Origin of the sequence: Pseudoalteromonas sp. Scap06, from assembly GCF_013394165.1 — a bacterium.
Classification (GTDB): domain Bacteria; phylum Pseudomonadota; class Gammaproteobacteria; order Enterobacterales; family Alteromonadaceae; genus Pseudoalteromonas.
This window is the reverse complement of record NZ_CP041330.1, coordinates 2,079,901-2,100,432: the sequence shown is the minus strand read 5'-3', so window position 1 is coordinate 2,100,432 and position 20,532 is coordinate 2,079,901. Positions and strand designations below refer to the sequence as shown.

Sequence of the window (20,532 nt, the reverse complement as noted above, 5' to 3'; positions counted from 1 at the left end):
ACCATAATTAAGCGCTCATAAAGCTAATTAATTGTAACTTTATTTGTATTTATAAATATTCGATAAGTCATTGTTATTATTTGTGATGCCACCATATAGTAATTATGAAGTTTTTTAATCGATACAAGGAGTAGGTATGTTAAATAATAAAATTCCACCGGTTGTGGTTGTGGTGTTTTTTGCTGCTGTAATGGCACTGATTGCACATTATAGCGTGATTGATTTTAGCGCATTTATTACTTATCTCTCGCTAGCACTTGTCGCTACTGGGTGTATATTTTGTATTGCTGGGGTCGTGAGTTTCCGGTTTGCTAAAACAACAGTACTACCTAACAAACCAGAACAAGCGTCTAGTTTAGTTACCTCAGGTGTTTATAAATTCTCTCGTAATCCGATGTATTTAGGTTTTGCGTTTATATTAGCAGGCTGGGGCGTGTGGTTGGGTTCAATGTGGGCTTTTTTAGGTGTAGCAGGGTTTATTGCTTACATTACCTTATTTCAAATAATCCCAGAGGAACGGGCGCTCCACAAATTATTTGGTGAGCAATTTGACGATTATAAATCACGAGTAAAACGCTGGCTTTAACGTTTTATCGCAACAAAAAAGGCTACCCTTGGTAGCCTTTTAGTGTATTAACGTTGAACTTTACTCATATTCAAGCGGGTCTGTCACGTTGTTAAGCTCAAAGGCCTCTAAACGTTCTTGGCAGGCACCACATTTACCACACGCTTTGTCACGACCATTATAACAGGTCCATGTTTGGCTGTAGTCTAAGCCCATTTTAATACCGTCGGTTAAAATATCGATTTTAGTATTGTTTAAATACGGGCTAAAAATTTCTACTGCATCGTAATTTGCAATACGACATACATCATCCATCTTTTTAACAAACTCAGGACGACAGTCAGGGTAAATTGCATGATCGCCTGAATGCGCGCCGTAATATACTTTGCTCGCTTTAAGCGACACTGCATAACCTACCGCTAAGGAAAGTAAAATCATATTGCGGTTAGGCACAATGGTGCTTTTCATGCTTTCTTCTTCGTAATGGCCTTCTGGCACATCAATATCGTCTGTTAACGACGAACCACCAATAAGCTGATTAATTGCTGATATATCAACAATTTTGTGCGGGACATTTAGCTTTTCACATACGTTGGCGGCAACTTTAAGTTCTTTAACATGACGCTGACCATAATCAAACGAGAGGGCATAAACATCATGGCCTTGCTGCAAGGCTTTATTTAATACAGTAAATGAGTCCATACCGCCGGAATAAATAACAACTACTTTTTGCGTCATACGTGGTTTGCTCTTTAGTTTTGATAGAGGTTTATATCAGGGCGCGATATACTACACGGCCAAGGCATAAATGACAATTTTTGCACCGTGCTTTGCGATTTTTAATAGTAACAATTTTGCCGTCAGGTTGTAAGTGAGATTTCTTTTGTACAAAATTAATGAAGTGTTTGAAACCATTCAAGGTGAAGCGAGCTTTACCGGTACGCCGTCTATATTTTTACGCCTGCAAGGTTGTCCTGTGGGATGTTCGTGGTGTGACACTAAACAAACCTGGGATGTTGATAATGTATATAAAGTATCACTAGATGACACGGTAGAAAAAAAAGCCGACTCAGATCATTGGGCTGAGGCCAGTGCCGCGCAGGTCCTGGAGTTATTTAAATCCCGTGGCTATACAGCCAAGCATGTTGTGATCACCGGTGGTGAACCTTGCATGTACGATTTAAATCCAGTATGTAATTTATTGCATGATCATGGCTTTAGCACGCAAATAGAAACCAGTGGCACCTTCGAAATTCTCGCCCCTGCCCAAACGTGGGTTACGGTATCGCCAAAAATTAATATGCGTGGTGGTTACAAAGTATTGAGCAGTGCTATGCAACGCGCCGATGAAATTAAACATCCGGTTGCTATGCAAAAGCACGTAGAAGAACTGGAAGAGTTATTTGTCGCCACGGGTGTTAACCCAAAACTGGTATATTTACAGCCAATCAGCCAAAAAACGTCGGCAACTAAATTAGCCATTGATACTTGTATCGCCAAAAACTGGCGTTTATCAATTCAAGTACATAAGTTTTTGGGAATTAGTTAAACAGAAAGAGCAGTTATAAGTGCTTAGCTATAAGCGATCAGCTGCTCGGCGTTGAGTTATATTACGTAGGTTGGGTTGAGTACAGCGAAACCCAACAAAAAAGTGTCTCAAATTTTTTGAATGGTGCTTCATAGACTATAAAGTGCCACGAGCGGACATTGTGAGTGTTGTTTTAAGCGGCGAGAAGTAGTTCGTTAAAATACAAAGTGAAGTGGCGCTTAGCAAACTATACGAATCCGACTGGGTAACACTATTTATGTTTCGAGACGTCTATTGTATCTTTATTTTAAAGACAAATAACGAATTACCTTTACCAGTCGCAACCAATAAGTGACGATTATCAACGGTAAGAGTAATAGATGAGATTCCATTTAATTCATCATCATGCACATTTACTAGCTTATTCTTATAGCTAAGTCGCCCATCAGCTTTCACACTAAATAAATATAGACCGCTACCCGACTCCCCAGCTGCATATATTTTTAAGCCATCTGACGATATCGCTAAGCTACTTGCTCCCTCTAAGCCAGAACCGCCAATATCCGAATTATTTATTGCCTGTAAAAATGTAAATTGTCCGGTATCCAATTTGTGAAAAACAACAATAGAATTACTCCCAGCACAGGCAACATACAAAAATTTTCCATTTGGTGAGACAACAATTTCTTGTGGATTAATAAATTGCTTCACACCTGCAATGTCATTTTTTAATACTTGTTTTGCTAATAAGTCACCGCTAGGGTCTCTATCATAAATGGTTAATTGATGACCATCAAAACCTAGGACGTACAACTCATTATTTAGTGGAGATAAAGCTATGGCAATAGGTTTCCCTAAATCATTACTAAGTGGCTTAGCGTCTTTTATAACTCTATTAAAAATAACCTTTTTATCCTCCATTACATCTAAAATAGAAATAGCGTTACTCATATAGCTTGCAACGAAGAGCTGCTTTTCGTTGTTAGCCTTGACGATATTCCAAGCGCCTAAAAGACCAAGGCTATCAAGTTTGCCTATTGGCACATTACTATCAAACACTCTTTCATAGCTTAGACCGTCACTGATAAATTGATTAAAACGGTAACTATTATTATTTCTAGAGAATTTGGTTAAGGCGCCATCATAGAATCCAGTAACGACTATTTCATTACCGAGATCAAAATAGGTAACACCAGAGGCGCCTTCTAAACCGTTTATGTTGGTGGCGGTATTTTTGAACACTTGGCTAAAAGTTAGCTTAAAATTTTCGTCTAAATTAAAAACAGCGAGAGCATTATCGTCTCCACTAGAAACAAAAACCTTTGAATTATCCGAAATAACCTTAACACTCCTAGGGTTACCTAAGCCATCAAAGTCGTTAACGTCATCTTTTAGTACTTGGATGAGCTGAAGATCTTCTATACCACTAGCATAAGATGCATCGGTGTTAATAAGCCCCACAAAGAGGAAAAGTGCAATCATCTTTTTATTATTAAACATTAATTTTAAACTCTTTTAGGAACATAGCGCCTGTATAAACTGTGGAGCGAGTTAGCGCACTTCTTCGCCTTTTGTATTTTGCAAAAACGACAGCTTGCGGAGTCAGATTTGATACGCTTGTTATAGGCCGTAATCTCGCTCTACTTTTGAGATACGAACTTTAAATGAATCGTACCAAGACTTACGACCAGTTTTTTGAGCTTCTAAGTGCTCAGAGTTAGCTTTCCAATTTTTAATTGAATCTAGATCTGCCCAGTAGGAGACAGTTATACCAACATTTTCTCTAGCTGATTCTATGCCTAAAAAACCAGGTTGTTGCTCAGCAAGCTCAACCATCCTATTTGCCGTTTCACCGTAGCCATTATCATCTTCAGTTCGCGTAGAAGTGAAAATCACAGCAAAATATGGAGGTTTAGGTGTATTAGCGATAGCTGACATTGGGTCTCCTAAGTATATAACGCCTCGTTAAAAGTTATCGGTTTTTTGTCCTTTTGAACGACTCATTAGAAATTTTAACATCGTTCTCTGAAATTTTCTTGCCTCTTCGCCAAAAGAGAGCATTTTCACTGCTATACCAATGCTTCCGCACACTACCTTAACCACTAAAACCAACGCATAGTAAAAATGCCACGCGTGCGAATCGTTCTTGAAGAATTTGCTAGCCAACTTCAACCGCAGAAGTAATTAACCCGTAGTCCTCTATGTCCTCGTTATTTCCCATTACATACGAAAGCTCATTGAGAGCTGAGTTTGCATGCTTAAGAAATTCAATCGTCAAGAGTTCATTATAAGGTCGCTTAAAAACTGCAAATTCGACTTCACTGTCACCCAGATCGTATTCATATCTATCGGGCTTTGCATGTGCCAAACTATTTCTTGCACCACGAAGTGCATCAAGGACTTCATGTAATCCTTCGATATGCTCGACATTTAAAATCGAGAAAACATTTTTCGTTTCCAATGATACGGTTTCTTTTCTTTGAAGCTTTCTTGGAGTAAGCCAAAACCCGCCATATTTATTAACACCTCCGCCAGAAATACATGTGAGATTAAACATGCTTGCATATCCATACTAATACCATTGGAGTGACCAGAACTATTTTTTGTCTCAATGCAATCAAGTTGATATTGAGCTAAATTCGCAAGGTCTGAATGTGGGTTGTATCTAACTTGATACTCCAAATTATCTCTAGTTGGCTAACAGCTTTATCAGAGGACACTTTCCCCATTTTAGCGCAAAAACGTCCTTATTTTGTGAACTTGCATTAATAGCAAATAGCTTAAGTTATTGCCGGCTATAAATATTATAATTTCTGTAGCTTATATAAACACGTAAAAAAGAGGAAAGTTTCCTCTCATTATTACTAAATTAATGACGATTCATCTGGATGACAGGTTCTCGCTGTGAGTTCAACTGGCTAGTGTGCCTGACTAGGTAATCAAATTAATGTGCAATATAAAAATAAAATACGTTTCAGGGGTTAAGTAAATTACTAACTTTTAAATGTACTGTCACAACAACAATAATAATCTTCTTGAACAGCTTAAAACTTAAAACTTAAAACTTAGTGCATAACGTAATTTTTAATCGCTAGGGTAGGCGTATTTACTATTGAAATATTAAGTCGAAGGTAAACACAAAAACGCTACTATAAAGTAAATTTATATGAAGCTGAATCGCTGTTTCTGAAAATTCAAACAATGGCACTGACAAGTGCGCCAGCGTCTGTAATACCTGCATCTTTCATGGCTTGGCTAATCATTTGCACCAGCGCGACTACTTGAGATTGTGTTGATGAAACGATGTTTGCTTGTGCTTCAATTTGTGCTTGTATAGCCTCGTCTTCTTGGTCCGATTGAGCTTGTAATTGAGTGAGTTGTTCTTTTTGTTCTTCAAGCAGCTGTTTGAGCTCTTTAAGTTGCTCTATCATTTTTGCAATATATTCAGGTATTTCTGAATTTGTGGTTTTTTCAACGTTTTGCTCAGCCTCTTTTCCCGAGAGTTTATTACGCTCTCTGTCTGATAATTGATAATCAGCGTTGTCCTTATTTTTAGTTGTTTCTTTTGTTTGTTGTGCAACATTTATTTTTTCTGCTGCAATTTTAACGTCAAAGGCTGAGTGTTTATTTAGCTGTATCACGGTTAATTATCCATAATGTTATTCGTTACCAATTTAGCTATCGGCAGGAATGCTAAAGTACTAAAGCGATAAATACAAAAAAGCGTTGCCCTTGAGCAACGCTTTTATTTTATCTTGTTTAGCCTTTAGCCTTTAGCCTTTAGCCTTTAGCCTTTATTCAGCAGCTAAATAATCCAATACCACTTGGTGATGATCTTTGGTTTTAAATTTATCAAACAAGTGTTTAATTTTACCGTCTTGACCGACTAAGAAAGTGAGGCGGTGGATACCATCATATTCTTTGCCCATAAACTTTTTGTATCCCCACACGCCAAATGCCTCAGCAATGGCATGATCTTCGTCAGAAAGTAGGTCAAAGTTAAGCTCTTTTTTAGTTTCAAAGTTTTTAAGGCGCTTAATTGGATCTGGGCTTATACCAACCACGTGAGTGTTGAATTTTGCAAGCTCGGCTTGTTGGTCACGCAGATTCTCGGCTTGTATGGTACAGCCTGGCGTTGACGCTTTAGGGTAAAAGTATACCAATACTTGTTTTTCTTTTAATAACTCGTTGAGCACGACGGTTTCGTCATTTTGGTTTTGTAAGCTAAAAGCCGGTGCTGTGTCGCCACTTTGTAATGGGGTAATTTTGTTCATGCTAAACTCCTTAGCGAATACGTCGAAAGATGTAATCTACGTTTAAAACGTGCGAAAGGTTTTCAAAACTAATTTTAAATTGGTCAATGTCAACGTCAACGGGAATATTAAATTCAAGTTCACAGCGCATTTTAAGTTCAGTATCTTCTTCGTAGGTATCTGATTTTAATGAGCAAATATTAATATTACTGTCTGCAAAAAAGCGCGTTACTTTACTCAAGGTGCCAGGGGTGTCTATGCCAGTATATTCTAGGGTGTAACCTGCACAAAACTCGCTTTGATTATGGCTTGAAGTGCGTTTCATCATAGTAAGCAGGCCAAGCTCCATACCTTTGGTAGGCAGGGTGTGCTCAATACGGCTAATGGCTGACATATCACCGCTAAGTAGCATAATAAAAGTAAGTTCGTTGCCTAAAATAGCAATGCGGCTATCTATAATATTACAGTGGCAATCACTGACGAGTTGCGTAAGCTCACTAACGATGCCCGATCTATCTTCGCCAATTGCGGTTAAAACAATTTGATGATTTGAAAATGCAGTCATGGGTTTTAAAGTACCTAAGTTACTTGGATGATAACAACCGACTTGGCAACAAAAAATAAACACGTAGCGTTGCACGGCAGCAAAGTTTAACACAAAACCCGCGTTAAACTACAGCGACGGTTAATTTTAGGCGGTTAATAGTGCAGTGTTTCTTGTTTTTACAAGCTTGTGAAAGTACCATAGCAAAAATGTGTCTATTTGTAGCTTAGTCTGTCGGTCATCTTGTTGGCTTAATGCAGTTAGATAAGCAAATTATAAATGTAAAGTTAATATTGATTTTACACTGAACCAAATCGGTATTACCCACTCATATATTTGTTAAAACAATTAAGGGTATGCTAAGGAGAATTATCTGTGCAGTATTGGATCCCAAAAGCACTTGCAGTAAGTGTATTGGTAAGTTTGTCAGGGTGTAGTGTATTTACAAGTGATGCCCATAATGAGCGTAACTACCGCGCCCATGAGCCGGTTAAAGCACCTGCTTCGTTATCACAACCCGCTCAAGATCCTGTTTATAAGATGGATGTGGGTCAATATGATAATAATCCGGAGGCAACAAACTATCGTCCGCCGGCGCAAGTATTAACGGTTGCTAAAGGCAGTTGGGTTGAGGAAGCAGATAAACAAGCACGTATTTATTTTGATAAAAATGATGGCATTGACGATTTAGATGTATTCATTTGGGACTCGATTCAAGCAGTGCTTGCTGACAACAACATTAGTGCGACACAACAAAACAAAATGCAAGGAACACTTGAAACAGATTGGTACGCTATTGTTAAGCCAGAGGAAAGCTGGTTATGGGGCGATGATGAAAGTGTTGATTTAGAACGTTTTAAATTTACTATTGAAGAAAAAGAGCATCAACGTACAGCGTCTTTAACTGCGGAGCTTATTGATTTTAAAGGCGATAAGCCTTTGACTGATTTATTAAAACAGCAGCTAGAAGTACGTGCACTTAACCAAGTAGTAAGTGAGTTTGATTACCGCTATCGTCAACTTGAAGTTGATATGCGTAAGCGTAAAGGGGTAATTTCATTAGAGCTTGGGTTTGATAACAAAGGCAATGCAGCACTTGTTACTGAGCAAGCCTACGATACAGTATTCGATCGCTTTTCTGGATTCTTAGAGCGCTTATCTTTCACCATTGTTGAAATAAACCAAGAGACAGGTTTAATTACAGCAGATTACGCCAAAGTAGAAAGTAGCGTATGGGATTCTATTTGGGGCGATGAACCAACAGAATTACCAATTGATGAAGGCCAATACCAAATTTTGGTTAGCAAAACCAAGCAAGGTGGCACCAGTCTTACGTGGATGGATGACAAAGGCGAAACGCTTGAACCAGGTACAATGAATGGTTTACAGCAAGCATTAGAAGCGGCGTTAATTAAGCGCGGTATTAAAATTTAATAATTATAAATACTTACCACAAAAAGAGCACTTAGCTCTTTTTGTGGTTTTTACAGGTTGAAAATATGTCTCAGTTAGATTCATCACGCCCAGCATCCGTTCAAAAAAGTTATGATTTGAAAGTATGGTTGGTTTTTTTAATTCCTTCTTTAATCGGCGTTTTTTTGTTCATGACGCCAGTACCGTCTGGCGAAATAATGACGATACCTATCGCGGTAATGGCCAAGGCAATTCAAGCCTCATTCAGTGAGATAGCACTAGGGCTAATAGCTACCATTATTTGTATTACTGGTGTAATGTCGCTGGTGCTTAGTGTCTTTAAACCGAAAAGCTTAACCAAATTTCGCTTATTAAATCATTTGTTTAATGTGAGTTGGATTTGGTTAGTAACACGGTTGTTTGGTATGGCGTTTGTGCTTTTAACTTATTTTCAAGTTGGACCGCATGCTATTACCTCAGAAAATACTGGCTTGCTAGTATTAAAAGATTTATTACCGGTGCTGTTTTCGGTGTTTATTTTAGCGGGCTTATTACTGCCGTTATTACTTAATTTTGGTTTACTTGAGCTGGTGGGTACCTTACTTACTAAAGTAATGCGTCCATTGTTTGGGGTGCCAGGGCGCAGTGCAGTTAATTGTGTTGCTTCATGGTTAGGTGATGGTAGCGTAGGTATTTTAATGACTGCGCGTCAGTATGAAGATAAATATTATACTCAACGTGAAGCTGCGATTATTGGTACCACTTTCTCTGCTGTATCAATTACCTTTTGTTTAGTTGTTATTGGCCAAGTAAAGCTTGAATACTTATTTGCACCTTTCTACCTAACCGTGTGTTTAGCCGGTGTAGTGGCTGCGATAATTGTTCCGCGTTTACCACCACTGCGTTTTAAAAAGGACGTGCTTATTGATGGTGAAGAGCCCGATGGAAACGCTGAATTGGTTCCTGAAGGCAAAACATTATTTAAGCATTCACTTGATGTTGCATTAACTAAAGCAGAAAAAGCGCCAGGCTTGAAGGGCACCTTAGAAGAAGGTATACACAATGCATTTGATATGGTGTTTGCAGTATTACCAGTAGTCATGGCTGTGGGTACATTTGCACTTATTATTGCTGAATATACCCCGATATTTCAGTATTTAGGTATGCCGTTTATTCCGTTCTTGGAGCTTTTACAAGTACCAGAAGCTGAAATGGCTGCACAAACTATTATGGTCGGTTTTGCAGATATGTTTATTCCTTCTATTTTAGCTGCAGGTTCAATTGAAAGTGATGTAACACGTTTTATTATTGCAGCCATGAGTGTGACGCAACTTATTTATATGTCTGAAGTGGGCGCACTTTTATTAGGAAGTAAAATACCAGTTAATATTTTTGAGTTGTTTGTTATTTTCATTCTCAGAACATTAGTTACATTGCCTGTTATTGCCTTAATGGCACACTGGTTAGTTGGTTAAGTAATAATTAAACGAAAAAAGCCCTGAATATTCAGGGCTTTTTTATGTCTTTTTTATGAATAATAGAGGGAGAGGCTTTAAACTCGCTTTTTGCACTTAAACGCAGCAGTGCTAAATTACCGATAACAATAGCCAGTACAATCGAGATAACGAGTACGATTTGCCAAATTTGCATGTTGTTGACCTTATTGTTTTTTAAGCAGTAATTATGACCGCTTTCAATATAAGCCGCAACATTTTGAGTGTTTATTACGGGTGTTTAAAACCGTTGTGCTACCGACAATGTTAAAAAGTTTATTCCTGGATTAGGTGCTTTAAATCCTGCGTTTGAATAGTGAATAATACGCAGTGCTACGTTGGTTTCTCCAAAATCGGCCACTAGGCCTATTCTATCTTCAAACTGATAGTGAGTACTTAGGTTTTTACCTGCAAAATGGTGCTCATCAAGTAGGGAAAAGCCAATACCAGCCTCCACATAGAATGGCGTATTGTATACGCTAAATGCAGGAAACTGCACAACTGGTGAAACAGCGAATACTAGGTTGGATTGTGACTGTTGATCATGGTGGTAATGCCACAGATTGAGGCTGCTTTCTAGATAAAAACGGGCATCGCCAACAAAGTTTTGTGCACCCTTGGGATGATATTGATACGCAAGCTTTACCCCAGTCACATTACCTTCGCCTTTTAATAAGTCCACAGCGTAGCCATGGCTTGAGGATGCATAGGCTGCATTTGTTGGCAGTAAAAATAAACAAAAAACAATAATTGAAATCATCTCAAATGAGGTTTTCATAACGACCTACTGGTAGGTAAATTTAAATAGTAATTAAATGATAAGGGCGGTGAATTACTGTTTTCAATGAGGACAAAAATCCGCTTGTAGATGGCTTGTTAACTAAAGTTTTTAACTAATTGAATTTATTTAATTAATTTTATTGGTGCTAATTGGGCATTAATAAGTTGCTTATTTATGCCTTTTTTGTTGCCTGTTATTTGCGTAGATTACACTAAACTTAATTATTTAAACTATGCATTTATTATGAAACTTATAAAGCTTTTAGTGGTTATTGCTGTTTTTTTTAGTAGCGCACTCACTGCACAAACGCAGCCGTCACCTAAACAATTATTGCAAACTGTAGCCGAATCATTATTTAACGATATTGGGCAGGTAAATGCGCAAGGTAATGCCAGCAAAGAAGCGATGTCATTAATTGTTGAGCAGCGTTTGATGCCACATATTGATATTAAGTTTGTGTCGTTTAAATTATTAGGTAAACATATTAAAGGCATTAACCGTGAACAAGGCGTTGCGTTTATAGATGCGGTAGAGCATTACTTAACGGGCACTTATGCTAGTGCGCTTGTGAAGTACACAGGGCAAGATGTAATTTTTGAGCAAGACGCTGCTGCAAGCGACTCTAAATTTGCCACAGTTAAAACGCAAATTATTGAAGCTAATAAACCCACCATAGATTTACACTTTAAACTTCGTTTGGGGAACGATCAGCAATGGAAAGTATACGATATTGTTGCTGAGGGGATTTCGTTACTTAGTGCTAAGCAAAAAGAGATCATTCAACGTATTTCTGATGTGGGTTTAGATCAAGTCACAGCAGAACTTCAGCAAAGTTAGTTCCTTTGTAATTAAAAGCTCCAACCGTAAAAGCAGCTAATGGCGCATGTCGTTAGTTGCTTTTGTATTTTGGCCTATATTGCACGAGTTTACGCTAGCTTGGCAACCTAGCTGTGTTAGAATATCGGCTTCTTTGATTAAGCGTGGTGTCAGCTAAAAACTGTTATAACTGACCACTCACCCGAGCTACACTGGAGTTGTGTTGTTTTAATGGAAAATGTACTAATTTGGCCAAAGGAATACCCGTTACTGGTCAAAGGGCTGGTTGAACAAAACGGTGCCTTCATTTTAGATGCTTTAGAAGCTTGGCCTGCCTGTCGTTCTACTGAAGAAGATGATGGTGTTTGCACCACGGTTTTGCCCCCAATTTATTATTTAACCTGGTTAACCCCCATAGAGCCGTTTGAAGAATGTTACTTTCAGCATATTTGTGAATATGATGAGGATGCACAAGTCTATATTGCAGCACTTAAAGAGCACTATTTTGCTAATGACTACAACATAGAAAATATTGTGTTAATGCTGTGTCAGCGACTTGAAAAATACGCAAGTGTATCGGCACAAAATAATATTGAAACGCCGCTTTCATTGATTAGCCTATTTTTTAGTAAACGCTTTTTCACTCTAATAGAGCATGCCCTAGAACAGGGTGCCAAGTTGTCGGCAGCAGACACCCTATCTATTTGGCAAGAGGTCGACTTTAGAGAACGCTTAAGTGCGTATATTCCTCAGTCGATTGCAGACATTGACTATTTAGCAGAGCTCACCAGCGAAAAGGTAGCTGCAGGCAAAGATTACTTTACTTTATTAACTCAGGTTTCGCCTGATGTTGATTCTATTGTGTTGTTAGAAAATGCTTTACTTGCCCACCTAAACAAGAAAAAAGCTAAGCAAACAATGGCGATGCGCTTTATTGAGCAGGGCGCTACAGGTGCTTTAACCGATGAAGATAACAAAACAGCATTTATGTGGGCAGCAGAAAAAGGCTATGTAAATGTAGTTGAAACACTCCTGCAGTACCAAGATAAAAAAGCCGTCGACAATAAAGGTAATACGGCGCTGCATTACGCAGTAATGAGTAAAAATGAATCGTTAATGATTTTACTGCTTAAAGCGGGCTATGACTTTAGAGCGCGTAATAACGATGGATTAAGTTGTTATCGTTTAGCGGTAAGTATCAAAGCCAGTAATTTAGTTAAGTGCCTTGAACGTGATTTTGGAATTAAAGAGTTATCCCCTGAAGGGCAGTTAGAGCGAATTAAAAAGGTACATGTATTACACGCGGTTGTGGCGTTATTGCTACCACTTCAGTTGTTTTTCTTTTTTGATGAAAACATCACTATAAAAAGTGAGCTTACTCTTTTTATGACCATGACGGCGGTGGTGTGTTTTTTCTTTGCGACAAATTTAAAGCGTTGTTCGTTGTACCCGCATATTAAACATCCTTGGGGATTGTTTTTATTAAGAGTGGTATCGGCTTTTAGCCTTATAGCCCAGCTAGGTTTAGCTTGCATAGTGGGGTTAGCTGCTTTAAGCGAGTTAGTTTAACCATTTATTTAATTACAAAAAAACGCGCTAATAAAGCGCGTTTTTTATGTTTTGAGCTGCTAGCTATGAGTTGTTTTTATTGTGTTCATGCGCTGCTTTTTCTTCAGCAAGTTCATCTTTAAGCTTGCGAATCTTAAGTCCAAGCTCTTGTCCTCTATGGCGTGCATAGTAAGTGCAGCCAATAAACATAGACGAGGCGAAAAGTAACTCTAGTAATACCCATACGAGTTCATCTTGAGCAACCCATAGCAATGTAAAGCCATGGATAAAATAAAACATAACGATAAAATTAGCCCACGCATAAGTGTAGGTTTTATCTTGCAGTATGCCTTTTAAAGGTAATAACAGTGGTAGTACATAGACTAAAAAAAGAAATGCGTTACTGTGGCCTTCTCTGGGGGCTAATACAAACATCCATAGTGGCATTAAAATCAGCAGGCCAAAATAACCAAATAAGGCTAGGCGCTGAAATTTTACGGTCACTGGCTTTTTAGCAGACTCGCTCTTTTGGGTCATTTAAGTTTACTCGCTACTTGCGTCAAGCGTTTGCCTACGCTTTGACATATTTTAATTTCATCTTTACTTAGGGTAGAGCTGTTGCTGCTGCCAGCAACGTGGGAAGCGCCGTAAGGTGTGCCTCCAGTTTCAGTGCCAAGAAGTTCTGGTACATCGTAAGGTACCCCCATTAACATCATCCCGTGATGCAATAACGGCAGTGACAAGTTAAGTAGGGTTGCTTCATTTCCCCCATGCATACTACTCGATGATGAAAACACACAGGCAGGCTTATCTATAAGTTGGCCTTTAAGCCACAGATCACTGGTGGTTTCCCAAAATGTCTTTGCCTGTGCGGCCATCATGCCAAAGCGGGTAGGTGTGCCAAATGCAAGCCCATCACAAGCAACTAAATCGTCTTTATTTATCACAATGTCGTGCGGGTTTTTAGCCACAAACGTGCGCAGCAAGGCGGTTGCGCCTTGTTGTTCTATCGATTCTGCAATTTCATGCGCCATGGCTTCTACAGAGCCATGGCTTGAGTGGTACAGCACCACAATGGTTGTGCTCATTATAGAACGCTTAATACGTTTTCAGGCGGGCGACCCAAGGCTGCTTTGTTGTTGCTAACAACAATGGGGCGTTCAATTAATTTTGGATGTTCGACCATGGCAGCAATTAGTGCCGACTCATCATTTTCATCTTTTAAATTAAGGGCTTTGTACTGCTCTTCTTTGGTACGCATTAAATCTCGGGCAGAATTAAGCCCCAGTTGTGAAACTAAGGTACTAATTTGCTCATGAGAAAGCGGTGTTTTTAAGTATTCAACAACACTCGGTTCAATGTTTTTACTTTGTAATAGGTTAAGTGTTTCGCGTGATTTTGAACAGCGCGGATTATGGTAAATAGTAACTGACATAAAAATAAATCCAAAGTATAAATTGTGGCTATTTTAGGTGAACTCGCCAAATACTTAAAGCCTTGCAAGCTCTTTTTGTAATAACCGATATTGTGTGAGTAACGCTTTTAAACGCTGTTGTTTCACATTTTCAGTTGGCTCAACAAAATTAAGTGCTTTTTGTATTTCGTCAGCCGCTTTTAAATATGCGCCATATTGCGACAACACATCGGCGTTTGCTTCGTGATACGCGGCTAATTTTTCTTGCTTTTTATAGGCATCGGTTAAAAGCTGCTTACCTAAACTATGATCTGGCTTCTCTAATAAAAATGACTTTAGTACATTTTCGGCTAACTCATATTGCTCAGCTTCCAACGCGGCGTTTGCAAAATTTAAAGTAATTACTTGGTTGTTTGGCCGGTAGTTATTTAACTCACTTAAATAACTAACTGCTTCAGCTGCTTTTTTTTGTGCAATTAGCAAATCTGTTTTTGTATCAATATAAAATAAATTTTTAGGATCACTTGCCAATAGCTCATCTAGGATAGGCTGCGCTTCATCCGTTTTCTTTTGATCAACTAAGCTAATTGCTAAACCATACTGTAGTGCTACGTTGTTATAGGTATTTTCGCGCATTAACTTTCTAAATAAGGCCTCTGCATTTTCTGGCTCGTTATCGTAGCGTGCTAGTACACGGCTTTTAGCTAAATTAAAATCAAGGCTTGAACCTATTTGGCGTTTTGGATATTGCTCGGCACGCAAGCGTACATCCGACACGCGGCTTTCTGGTAGCGGGTGAGTGAGTAAAAACGCCGGGGGTTTATATTTATAACGAATTTGCGCTGCCAGTTTAGTTAAAAATTCACTAGAAGCTCTTGCATCAAATCCTGCATTGCTAAGGGTTTGCATGCCAATTCTATCGGCTTCTTGTTCGGCAGAGCGGCTATGGGTGAGTTGGCTAAATGCCGACTGTGTTTGGCTGGCTGAAATAATTGCTATGCCTGCATCTGGGGCTACAACGGTTGCTAAAATACCGGCTATCATACCGGCAATGGTGAGACCGCTATTGTCTTGTTGTTGCTGAATACGCCTTGCTAAGTGGCGTTGTGTTACGTGCGCGATTTCATGACCAAGTACTGAGGCAAACTGACTTTCGTTATCGGCTTGAGCAATTAAGCCTGTGTGAACACCTACATGACCGCCATAAAATGCAAATGCGTTAATTTCTGGGTTATTTAACCAAAAAAATGAAAAACCGAAGCGTACATCATTGGCGTTCGCAACTAATTTTCGGCCTAAGGTTGTTAGGTACTCATCAAGCACTGGATCGTTAATTAATGGTGAAGACCCTCTGATCTGCATCATCATCACTTCACCAATCGCTCTTTCTTTCTCCAGTGGTAATGCCTGCAGCGCAGACGTGCCTAAGTCGGGCAGTTGAAGATTTGTTTGTGCCTTTAACGGCTCACTCATTAGTAGGCTAAATGTAAGCACTGCACTGCATAAAGTGATAAAGGCGGATTTTAGTTGCATTATATTCCTTGTTTATTTTTTATCAGGGGCACTTGTTGGATCATCTGTATATAAACGGCTGTCCTTTTCACATAATTGATAAAACGACTTTATTGTGACCCCATCAACCTTAACAATGTTCAATTGAGTTTGTAAAAAAGCAATAATCTTATGAACTACTTTATGTGAATGCAATATAAGCGCTTTGTCTGCTTCATCGCCTTGTTCTAAATAAAAACCTATGAATTTATGTAGTTGATTAATGCGAATCACAGTTTTCATGGTTAATGGATCCCATAATATAAATTCCATTGACTCATCATGTCGAGCGTATCTATCGATGGTAGTATCATTAGAATAAGGAAACGCTTGTAGTTCAAAACCGCGTTCGGTAAATACTTGATGCAACGAAATTCGTGGCTTGTTATTACTCTCTTTCTCAAAAAGCTCGTTTGGGTCGATACCCAAGGACTCTAGGTTCCAATTGCGTTTGTCGATGATACGCTTTATAGCATTATCAAACCCGTGATCTAAAATGCTTTCACACTCACTTACCGATGAGGCTACTAAATGATAAAAATGCGGCAGCTCTCCCCAATTAATTTGCTTTTTAAACCAATTTATTTCTTTGAGAGTTGGATTGCTAGGCAATTGCGCTTTATTATGCGAATTAGGCATTAACGTATCCTTTTAGCTAACTATGCTATAAGGATAAACCATTGCAGAGGTTGTTTTAAGAAAAAGTTAAATTTAACTGTGGTTAATCTTAATTAGCCTTGGTATAGGACTTATTATTAATGTGAACAGGTAGTGAAACGAGTATGCTAGAGCTAGATTTGCGCGCTTATAAATGCCCTCAGCAATTTATTCAGTTTAAATTAGGGTTGCGTGAGGCAATATCGTTAAATCAAACAATTACCTTTAATATCTCAAGCGAGCAAAATACAGATGATATTGAACGATATTTGCAAAAAAAAATGTATTATTACAAGTTAAATAAACAACAAGCGTTGTTATTAGTGGAGCCGTTGCGTGTTTGAATATGTAAAAGCATGGTATGAAAAAAAGTTTTCTGATCCTAATTCAGTTACTTTACTTTTTTTGTTATTGGCACTGGTTGCCATGTTGTACTTTTTTGGCCCATTAATTGTGCCTGTGTTAGTGGCACTGATCATTGCTTATTTATTAGATTGGCCCGTGGTTCACCTAGAGCGAGTTGGCTTAAAGCGTTTTACTGCCACTAGCATAGTTATGTTGATATTTATTGGCATTATGCTCACCTTAATATTGGTTATAGGCCCGGTACTTTGGCAGCAAAGTAGTAACTTAGTGCAAGAAACCCCGCATATGGTAGAGCAAGGTAAATCGTTTTTACTCGACCTACCAGCTAAATACCCCAGCCTTATTAGTGCAGAGCAAGTACAGTCTATTGTGGTAACGGTAGAAACCAAAGTGCTCGAATTTGGCCAAGTGGTGCTGTCGGCATCGCTCAATTCATTAAAAGATGCTGTTGCGTGGTTAATTTATCTTATTTTAGTACCGCTACTGGTATTTTTTATGCTTAAAGACAAAGTAGAGCTCAGTGCCAGCATTGCTAAACTGATCCCGCGCCAACGACGCTTAATTTTGCAAGTGTGGCATGAAATGAATCAGCAAATAATGAATTATATTCGAGGTAAAGTATTCGAAATTTTAATTATTGGCTCGGTGTCCTTTATTGCCTTTACGGTATTGGATTTACGTTATGCGGCGCTGCTTGGTGTGTTAGTTGGCTTTTCGGTGCTCATTCCATTTGTTGGTGCTGCGCTGGTGACTATACCTGTGGCGGCGGTGGCGCTGTTTCAGTTTGGTTTAGAAACCCAGTTTTGGACCATTTTAATTATTTACGGCATTATTCAAGCGCTTGATGGCAATGTGTTAGTCCCTTTATTGTTCTCTGAAGCGGTTGATTTAAACCCGGTGTTTATTATTGTCGCCGTACTATTTTTTGGTGGGCTGTGGGGTTTTTGGGGCGTATTTTTTGCTATTCCATTAGCATCATTGGTAAAAGCGCTGATTAAGGCGTGGTCATCCACACATGAAGAGCTCGCAGAAGAGCTCGGTAACTAAAAAGTATAGTAAACGCACTTTAATTACTAAAGATTATTACTCATTCCTATTAAAACTATGTACTATTGGGAATAAGATATATTTTTTAGTAATAAGGTGCGTTTTTAATGTCAGAGTTTTTATTGCCAGATGAACCTAACAGCCAAGTTTATCTTGATGCAAATGCGACCACACCTGTATTGCCTTGTATTGCAGAGGTGGTGTGCCATGCGATGCAAATTTGTTTTGGTAATCCCTCAAGTCCCCATATAACCGGTATTCAAGCCAAACACTTATTAGAACAAACGAGGCAAAAAGCGCGCAGCGTGATTGGTGCGCAACAGGGCGATATATTATTTACCTCAGGTGCGACCGAAGGTATTCAAACTGCTATCGTATCAACCTTAATTAATGCCAAACAGCACACAAAATCTAAACCGGTTTTATTGTATGGAGCAACTGAGCATAAAGCGGTGCCTAATACATTAAAACATTGGAATGCCGTGCTTGAAATTAATGCTGAAATTATTGCTATTCCGGTTAACCGAGACGGTATTTTAGACTTAGACTTTATTGCTCAGCATATTGATAATGCCCTGATGATTTGTACTATGGCTGTTAATAATGAAACCGGTGTATACCAAGATTTAAGTGCTATAGAAAAGGTGATCCGCAGTCGTAATAACGATGTGACTTGGATGGTTGACTGTGTGCAGGCACTGGGTAAACAACAACTCAACCTAAGCAAAACCACGATTGATTATGCGCCATTTTCAGGACATAAGCTCTATGCACCTAAAGGCATCGGATTATTGTATATTCGTAAAGGAAGCCCATACACGCCGTTTATAGCTGGTGGAGGCCAAGAAAGTGGCATGCGTTCAGGTACAGAAAACCTGCCCGGTATTGCTGGGCTTAATAAGCTGTTTAGTTTGCTGCTTGATAAGCAAGACGATACTTTTAAATCAGCTGATGTACTTAATTTGTATCGCGATAAACTGCATAGCGCTTTAGTTGACACCTTTGGAAGTATTACCTTTAATCATGATTTTGCCTGCTCAGTGCCCACAACACTAAACTTTGCAGTTAATGATTTAACCAGTAAAGAAGTTATTGATTTATTTGACGCTGCAGGTATTAGAGTCAGCGGTGGCTCAGCCTGTAGTACGGGCGCAACTCAAAGCTTTGTACTTGATGCGATGGGAGTGTCACAGTGGCAAAGTGAAAATGCGATTCGTTTATCGTTTGGGCCTGCTGCCACTATGGCGCAAATAGACTATGCATGTGAACAAATTCGCGCACTTAAAACAGTGTTACAAGCAAATTGTTTGGTTATTTCTGATAGTAGCTTAGTAGCACAAGAAGTATGTGCCTTGGGGCTTACCCAATTTAGACACCAAGGTGCTTGCAGTTGGTTGTATGTAGCTGATGATCAACAGGCAATTATTATTGACCCAATTATTGAACTGATCCCTCGATTTGAAAAAATAGTGAATACACAAAATTTAACTATTACTGCTATTTTAAACACGCATGAGCACCAAGATCGTCACTGTGCTCTTGATTTAATGCGCAGCGCACTCAAAACAAATTTAGTTGCTGGTGAAGTTGATCAATTAGGCTGGCCTGTTAATTGTGAACAATTGCAACTAACCGAACAAGTACTTGAAAAGCTAGCGACGCCTGGACACAGCCAAGATAGCGTGAGTTATTTATTAAAGGCTAATAACGGCGATGTACAGTACTGTTTTTGTGGTGATTTAATTTTACCTGCGGGGCTTGGTAATACAGTACTTGATGGGGGAGATGCGATGCAGATGGCAGACTCTTTGACTAAGTTAACTGCAGAGCTTAATCCGCAAAGTGTGGTGTGCTCTGGGCATGATTATCAACAGTGTTTTGCCATGAATTGGGCTGTGCAAAAGCAGCAAACACCTTTATTAAAAGCGCTTATTGAAGGTGATATCAGCCATACTGAATTTGCCATGCAAAAACAACAAGCAGACTCACAACAACACACATTAGCAAATTCGCTTTGTGGTTATGTTAATGCAAAGCCTAAAGTCGAAACTTCGCAGCTTAGTTTTAATCAAGCGAAGGAAATGCTTTCACATAACAGTGTATATTTAATTGATACCCGAGAGCCTTATGAGCATGGCGCTAACAATATCAGTGGATTGCTTAATGTGCCTGAGGCTAAAACTTTAAATATTCCTTTAAGCCGAATGGCCTATGCACTCACCCAAGGGCAACTAGATAAAAACAATCAATACATATTGGTGTGTCGCAGTGGAAATCGTTCAAAAATTGCGGCGGCAAACTTAATTGAACTTGGTTATAACCGCGTTTTTAACTTATCGGGTGGTTTAGCATTGACCAGCTAATAGTTTAATAAAAGAAAAAGGCCGACATGTGTCGGTCTTTTTTTTGCCTGCTTTAATCGAAGATTAATAAAATGTTCATTGTGCAGAGGGGGTGAACAGTTGTTAAATTCAATTTTTAATTTTATGATACCGGTGTCAAAAGCAAAAAATTGCGCTATTATCTGCATCAAAGCTTATAAAAATAACGCAATTT

At 38.9% G+C, this 20,532-nt stretch carries 23 protein-coding genes; 9 read left to right on the top strand and 14 right to left on the bottom strand.

The features are described from left to right. Positions 1–136: 136 nt before the first annotated feature. The gene (locus FLM47_RS09625) at positions 137–586 is read left to right on the top strand and encodes an isoprenylcysteine carboxylmethyltransferase family protein (RefSeq protein WP_138607740.1); all 450 of its coding nucleotides are present in this window, start codon (positions 137–139) and stop codon (positions 584–586) included. Positions 587–646: 60 nt separating this feature from the next. Here FLM47_RS09625 and queC read toward each other — a convergent pair whose 3' ends face one another. Next, complete coding sequence (gene queC, locus FLM47_RS09620) at positions 647–1,303, bottom strand: 7-cyano-7-deazaguanine synthase QueC (protein ID WP_008110177.1); 657 nt, start codon at positions 1,301–1,303, stop codon at positions 647–649. A 145-nt stretch (positions 1,304–1,448) separates the two neighbouring features. Here queC and queE point away from each other — a divergent pair, with 145 nt between their 5' ends. After that, a complete protein-coding gene (gene queE / locus FLM47_RS09615; RefSeq protein ID WP_178956863.1) occupies positions 1,449–2,114 on the top strand; it encodes a 7-carboxy-7-deazaguanine synthase QueE in 666 nt (221 codons plus the stop codon). A 270-nt stretch (positions 2,115–2,384) separates the two neighbouring features. Here the strand turns inward: queE and FLM47_RS09610 are convergent, their stop codons facing one another. The 6 genes from FLM47_RS09610 to FLM47_RS09580 form a co-directional block, all read right to left on the bottom strand. Next, entirely contained in the window at positions 2,385–3,593 is a 1,209-nt protein-coding gene (locus tag FLM47_RS09610; RefSeq protein ID WP_178956270.1) for a beta-propeller fold lactonase family protein, read from the bottom strand. A gap of 120 nt (positions 3,594–3,713) precedes the next feature. Further along, positions 3,714–4,031 carry an antibiotic biosynthesis monooxygenase gene (locus FLM47_RS09605; protein WP_138607744.1) on the bottom strand — a complete coding sequence of 106 codons (318 nt, stop codon included), beginning with the start codon at positions 4,029–4,031 and terminating at the stop codon, positions 3,714–3,716. Positions 4,032–4,251: 220 nt separating this feature from the next. Then, on the bottom strand, positions 4,252–4,650 hold the full coding sequence (locus FLM47_RS09595; protein ID WP_218648488.1) for a hypothetical protein: 399 nt from the start codon (positions 4,648–4,650) through the stop codon (positions 4,252–4,254). 637 nt (positions 4,651–5,287) lie between these two features. Next, the gene (locus FLM47_RS09590) at positions 5,288–5,734 is read right to left on the bottom strand and encodes a hypothetical protein (protein ID WP_178956269.1); all 447 of its coding nucleotides are present in this window, start codon (positions 5,732–5,734) and stop codon (positions 5,288–5,290) included. A gap of 153 nt (positions 5,735–5,887) precedes the next feature. Then, the gene (gene bcp / locus FLM47_RS09585; RefSeq protein WP_178956268.1) at positions 5,888–6,367 is read right to left on the bottom strand and encodes a thioredoxin-dependent thiol peroxidase; all 480 of its coding nucleotides are present in this window, start codon (positions 6,365–6,367) and stop codon (positions 5,888–5,890) included. A 10-nt stretch (positions 6,368–6,377) separates the two neighbouring features. Beyond that, on the bottom strand, positions 6,378–6,911 hold the full coding sequence (locus FLM47_RS09580) for a glycine cleavage system protein R (RefSeq protein ID WP_138607749.1): 534 nt from the start codon (positions 6,909–6,911) through the stop codon (positions 6,378–6,380). Between the two features lie 354 nt (positions 6,912–7,265). Between FLM47_RS09580 and bamC the strand changes: the two genes are divergently transcribed. Together bamC and FLM47_RS09570 are read left to right on the top strand one after the other, a co-directional pair. Beyond that, the gene (bamC, locus tag FLM47_RS09575; RefSeq protein WP_138607751.1) at positions 7,266–8,324 is read left to right on the top strand and encodes an outer membrane protein assembly factor BamC; all 1,059 of its coding nucleotides are present in this window, start codon (positions 7,266–7,268) and stop codon (positions 8,322–8,324) included. 65 nt (positions 8,325–8,389) lie between these two features. After that, a complete protein-coding gene (locus FLM47_RS09570; RefSeq protein ID WP_178956267.1) occupies positions 8,390–9,778 on the top strand; it encodes a YjiH family protein in 1,389 nt (462 codons plus the stop codon). Between the two features lie 31 nt (positions 9,779–9,809). Here the strand turns inward: FLM47_RS09570 and FLM47_RS09565 are convergent, their stop codons facing one another. After that, complete coding sequence (locus tag FLM47_RS09565; RefSeq protein ID WP_178956266.1) at positions 9,810–9,953, bottom strand: DUF2897 family protein; 144 nt, start codon at positions 9,951–9,953, stop codon at positions 9,810–9,812. A gap of 84 nt (positions 9,954–10,037) precedes the next feature. Further along, positions 10,038–10,574 (bottom strand): acyloxyacyl hydrolase, encoded by a 537-nt coding sequence (locus tag FLM47_RS09560; RefSeq protein WP_178956265.1) that lies wholly within the window; start codon positions 10,572–10,574, stop codon positions 10,038–10,040. 246 nt (positions 10,575–10,820) lie between these two features. Here FLM47_RS09560 and FLM47_RS09555 point away from each other — a divergent pair, with 246 nt between their 5' ends. Continuing rightward, on the top strand, positions 10,821–11,414 hold the full coding sequence (locus FLM47_RS09555) for a phospholipid-binding protein MlaC (RefSeq protein ID WP_138607759.1): 594 nt from the start codon (positions 10,821–10,823) through the stop codon (positions 11,412–11,414). 210 nt (positions 11,415–11,624) lie between these two features. After that, on the top strand, positions 11,625–12,962 hold the full coding sequence (locus FLM47_RS09550) for an ankyrin repeat domain-containing protein (RefSeq protein ID WP_178956264.1): 1,338 nt from the start codon (positions 11,625–11,627) through the stop codon (positions 12,960–12,962). Between the two features lie 63 nt (positions 12,963–13,025). Here the strand turns inward: FLM47_RS09550 and FLM47_RS09545 are convergent, their stop codons facing one another. The 5 genes from FLM47_RS09545 to FLM47_RS09525 are packed head-to-tail and all read right to left on the bottom strand — an operon-like array spanning position 13,026 to position 16,545. Continuing rightward, positions 13,026–13,478, bottom strand: a complete 453-nt coding sequence (locus tag FLM47_RS09545) for a DUF2069 domain-containing protein (RefSeq protein WP_178956263.1) — start codon at positions 13,476–13,478, stop codon at positions 13,026–13,028. After that, positions 13,475–14,029 carry an NAD(P)H:quinone oxidoreductase gene (gene wrbA, locus FLM47_RS09540; protein WP_131691238.1) on the bottom strand — a complete coding sequence of 185 codons (555 nt, stop codon included), beginning with the start codon at positions 14,027–14,029 and terminating at the stop codon, positions 13,475–13,477. Before wrbA ends, FLM47_RS09545 begins: the two co-directional genes overlap by 4 nt. Continuing rightward, entirely contained in the window at positions 14,029–14,376 is a 348-nt protein-coding gene (arsC, locus tag FLM47_RS09535) for an arsenate reductase (glutaredoxin) (protein WP_178956262.1), read from the bottom strand. Before arsC ends, wrbA begins: the two co-directional genes overlap by 1 nt. A gap of 54 nt (positions 14,377–14,430) precedes the next feature. Further along, the gene (locus FLM47_RS09530; RefSeq protein ID WP_178956261.1) at positions 14,431–15,888 is read right to left on the bottom strand and encodes a M48 family metalloprotease; all 1,458 of its coding nucleotides are present in this window, start codon (positions 15,886–15,888) and stop codon (positions 14,431–14,433) included. A 12-nt stretch (positions 15,889–15,900) separates the two neighbouring features. Next, positions 15,901–16,545: a hypothetical protein gene (locus FLM47_RS09525; RefSeq protein WP_178956260.1), complete on the bottom strand. Its 645-nt coding sequence runs from the start codon at positions 16,543–16,545 to the stop codon at positions 15,901–15,903. A gap of 143 nt (positions 16,546–16,688) precedes the next feature. On the opposite strand from FLM47_RS09525, the gene FLM47_RS09520 reads away from it, so the two are divergent. The 3 genes from FLM47_RS09520 to FLM47_RS09510 all read left to right on the top strand — a co-directional run bounded on the left by FLM47_RS09520 (position 16,689) and on the right by FLM47_RS09510 (position 20,339). Next, positions 16,689–16,907, top strand: coding sequence for a hypothetical protein (locus tag FLM47_RS09520; protein ID WP_178956259.1), 219 nt, complete (start codon positions 16,689–16,691; stop codon positions 16,905–16,907). Further along, entirely contained in the window at positions 16,900–17,976 is a 1,077-nt protein-coding gene (locus tag FLM47_RS09515; protein ID WP_178956258.1) for an AI-2E family transporter, read from the top strand. The genes FLM47_RS09520 and FLM47_RS09515 overlap by 8 nt, the downstream gene beginning before the upstream one ends. Before the next feature lie 107 nt (positions 17,977–18,083). Beyond that, a complete protein-coding gene (locus FLM47_RS09510; RefSeq protein ID WP_178956257.1) occupies positions 18,084–20,339 on the top strand; it encodes an aminotransferase class V-fold PLP-dependent enzyme in 2,256 nt (751 codons plus the stop codon). Positions 20,340–20,532: the final 193 nt, after the last annotated feature.

Bases quoted from the DNA above. Each gene is read 5' to 3' on its own strand.
- FLM47_RS09520 (WP_178956259.1), top strand. From the start codon at position 16,689: ATGCTAGAGCTAGATTTGCGCGCTTATAAATGCCCTCAGCAATTTATT.
- FLM47_RS09510 (WP_178956257.1), top strand. From the start codon at position 18,084: ATGTCAGAGTTTTTATTGCCAGATGAACCTAACAGCCAAGTTTATCTT.
- FLM47_RS09530 (WP_178956261.1), bottom strand. From the start codon at position 15,888: ATGCAACTAAAATCCGCCTTTATCACTTTATGCAGTGCAGTGCTTACA.
- FLM47_RS09570 (WP_178956267.1), top strand. From the start codon at position 8,390: ATGTCTCAGTTAGATTCATCACGCCCAGCATCCGTTCAAAAAAGTTAT.
- bcp (WP_178956268.1), bottom strand. From the start codon at position 6,367: ATGAACAAAATTACCCCATTACAAAGTGGCGACACAGCACCGGCTTTT.
- FLM47_RS09525 (WP_178956260.1), bottom strand. From the start codon at position 16,545: ATGCCTAATTCGCATAATAAAGCGCAATTGCCTAGCAATCCAACTCTC.
- FLM47_RS09580 (WP_138607749.1), bottom strand. From the start codon at position 6,911: ATGACTGCATTTTCAAATCATCAAATTGTTTTAACCGCAATTGGCGAA.
- FLM47_RS09550 (WP_178956264.1), top strand. From the start codon at position 11,625: ATGGAAAATGTACTAATTTGGCCAAAGGAATACCCGTTACTGGTCAAA.
- queC (WP_008110177.1), bottom strand. From the start codon at position 1,303: ATGACGCAAAAAGTAGTTGTTATTTATTCCGGCGGTATGGACTCATTT.
- FLM47_RS09605 (WP_138607744.1), bottom strand. From the start codon at position 4,031: ATGTCAGCTATCGCTAATACACCTAAACCTCCATATTTTGCTGTGATT.
- arsC (WP_178956262.1), bottom strand. From the start codon at position 14,376: ATGTCAGTTACTATTTACCATAATCCGCGCTGTTCAAAATCACGCGAA.
- wrbA (WP_131691238.1), bottom strand. From the start codon at position 14,029: ATGAGCACAACCATTGTGGTGCTGTACCACTCAAGCCATGGCTCTGTA.
- FLM47_RS09555 (WP_138607759.1), top strand. From the start codon at position 10,821: ATGAAACTTATAAAGCTTTTAGTGGTTATTGCTGTTTTTTTTAGTAGC.
- FLM47_RS09545 (WP_178956263.1), bottom strand. From the start codon at position 13,478: ATGACCCAAAAGAGCGAGTCTGCTAAAAAGCCAGTGACCGTAAAATTT.
- FLM47_RS09625 (WP_138607740.1), top strand. From the start codon at position 137: ATGTTAAATAATAAAATTCCACCGGTTGTGGTTGTGGTGTTTTTTGCT.
- FLM47_RS09595 (WP_218648488.1), bottom strand. From the start codon at position 4,650: ATGTTTAATCTCACATGTATTTCTGGCGGAGGTGTTAATAAATATGGC.
- FLM47_RS09565 (WP_178956266.1), bottom strand. From the start codon at position 9,953: ATGCAAATTTGGCAAATCGTACTCGTTATCTCGATTGTACTGGCTATT.
- FLM47_RS09610 (WP_178956270.1), bottom strand. From the start codon at position 3,593: ATGTTTAATAATAAAAAGATGATTGCACTTTTCCTCTTTGTGGGGCTT.
- FLM47_RS09560 (WP_178956265.1), bottom strand. From the start codon at position 10,574: ATGAAAACCTCATTTGAGATGATTTCAATTATTGTTTTTTGTTTATTT.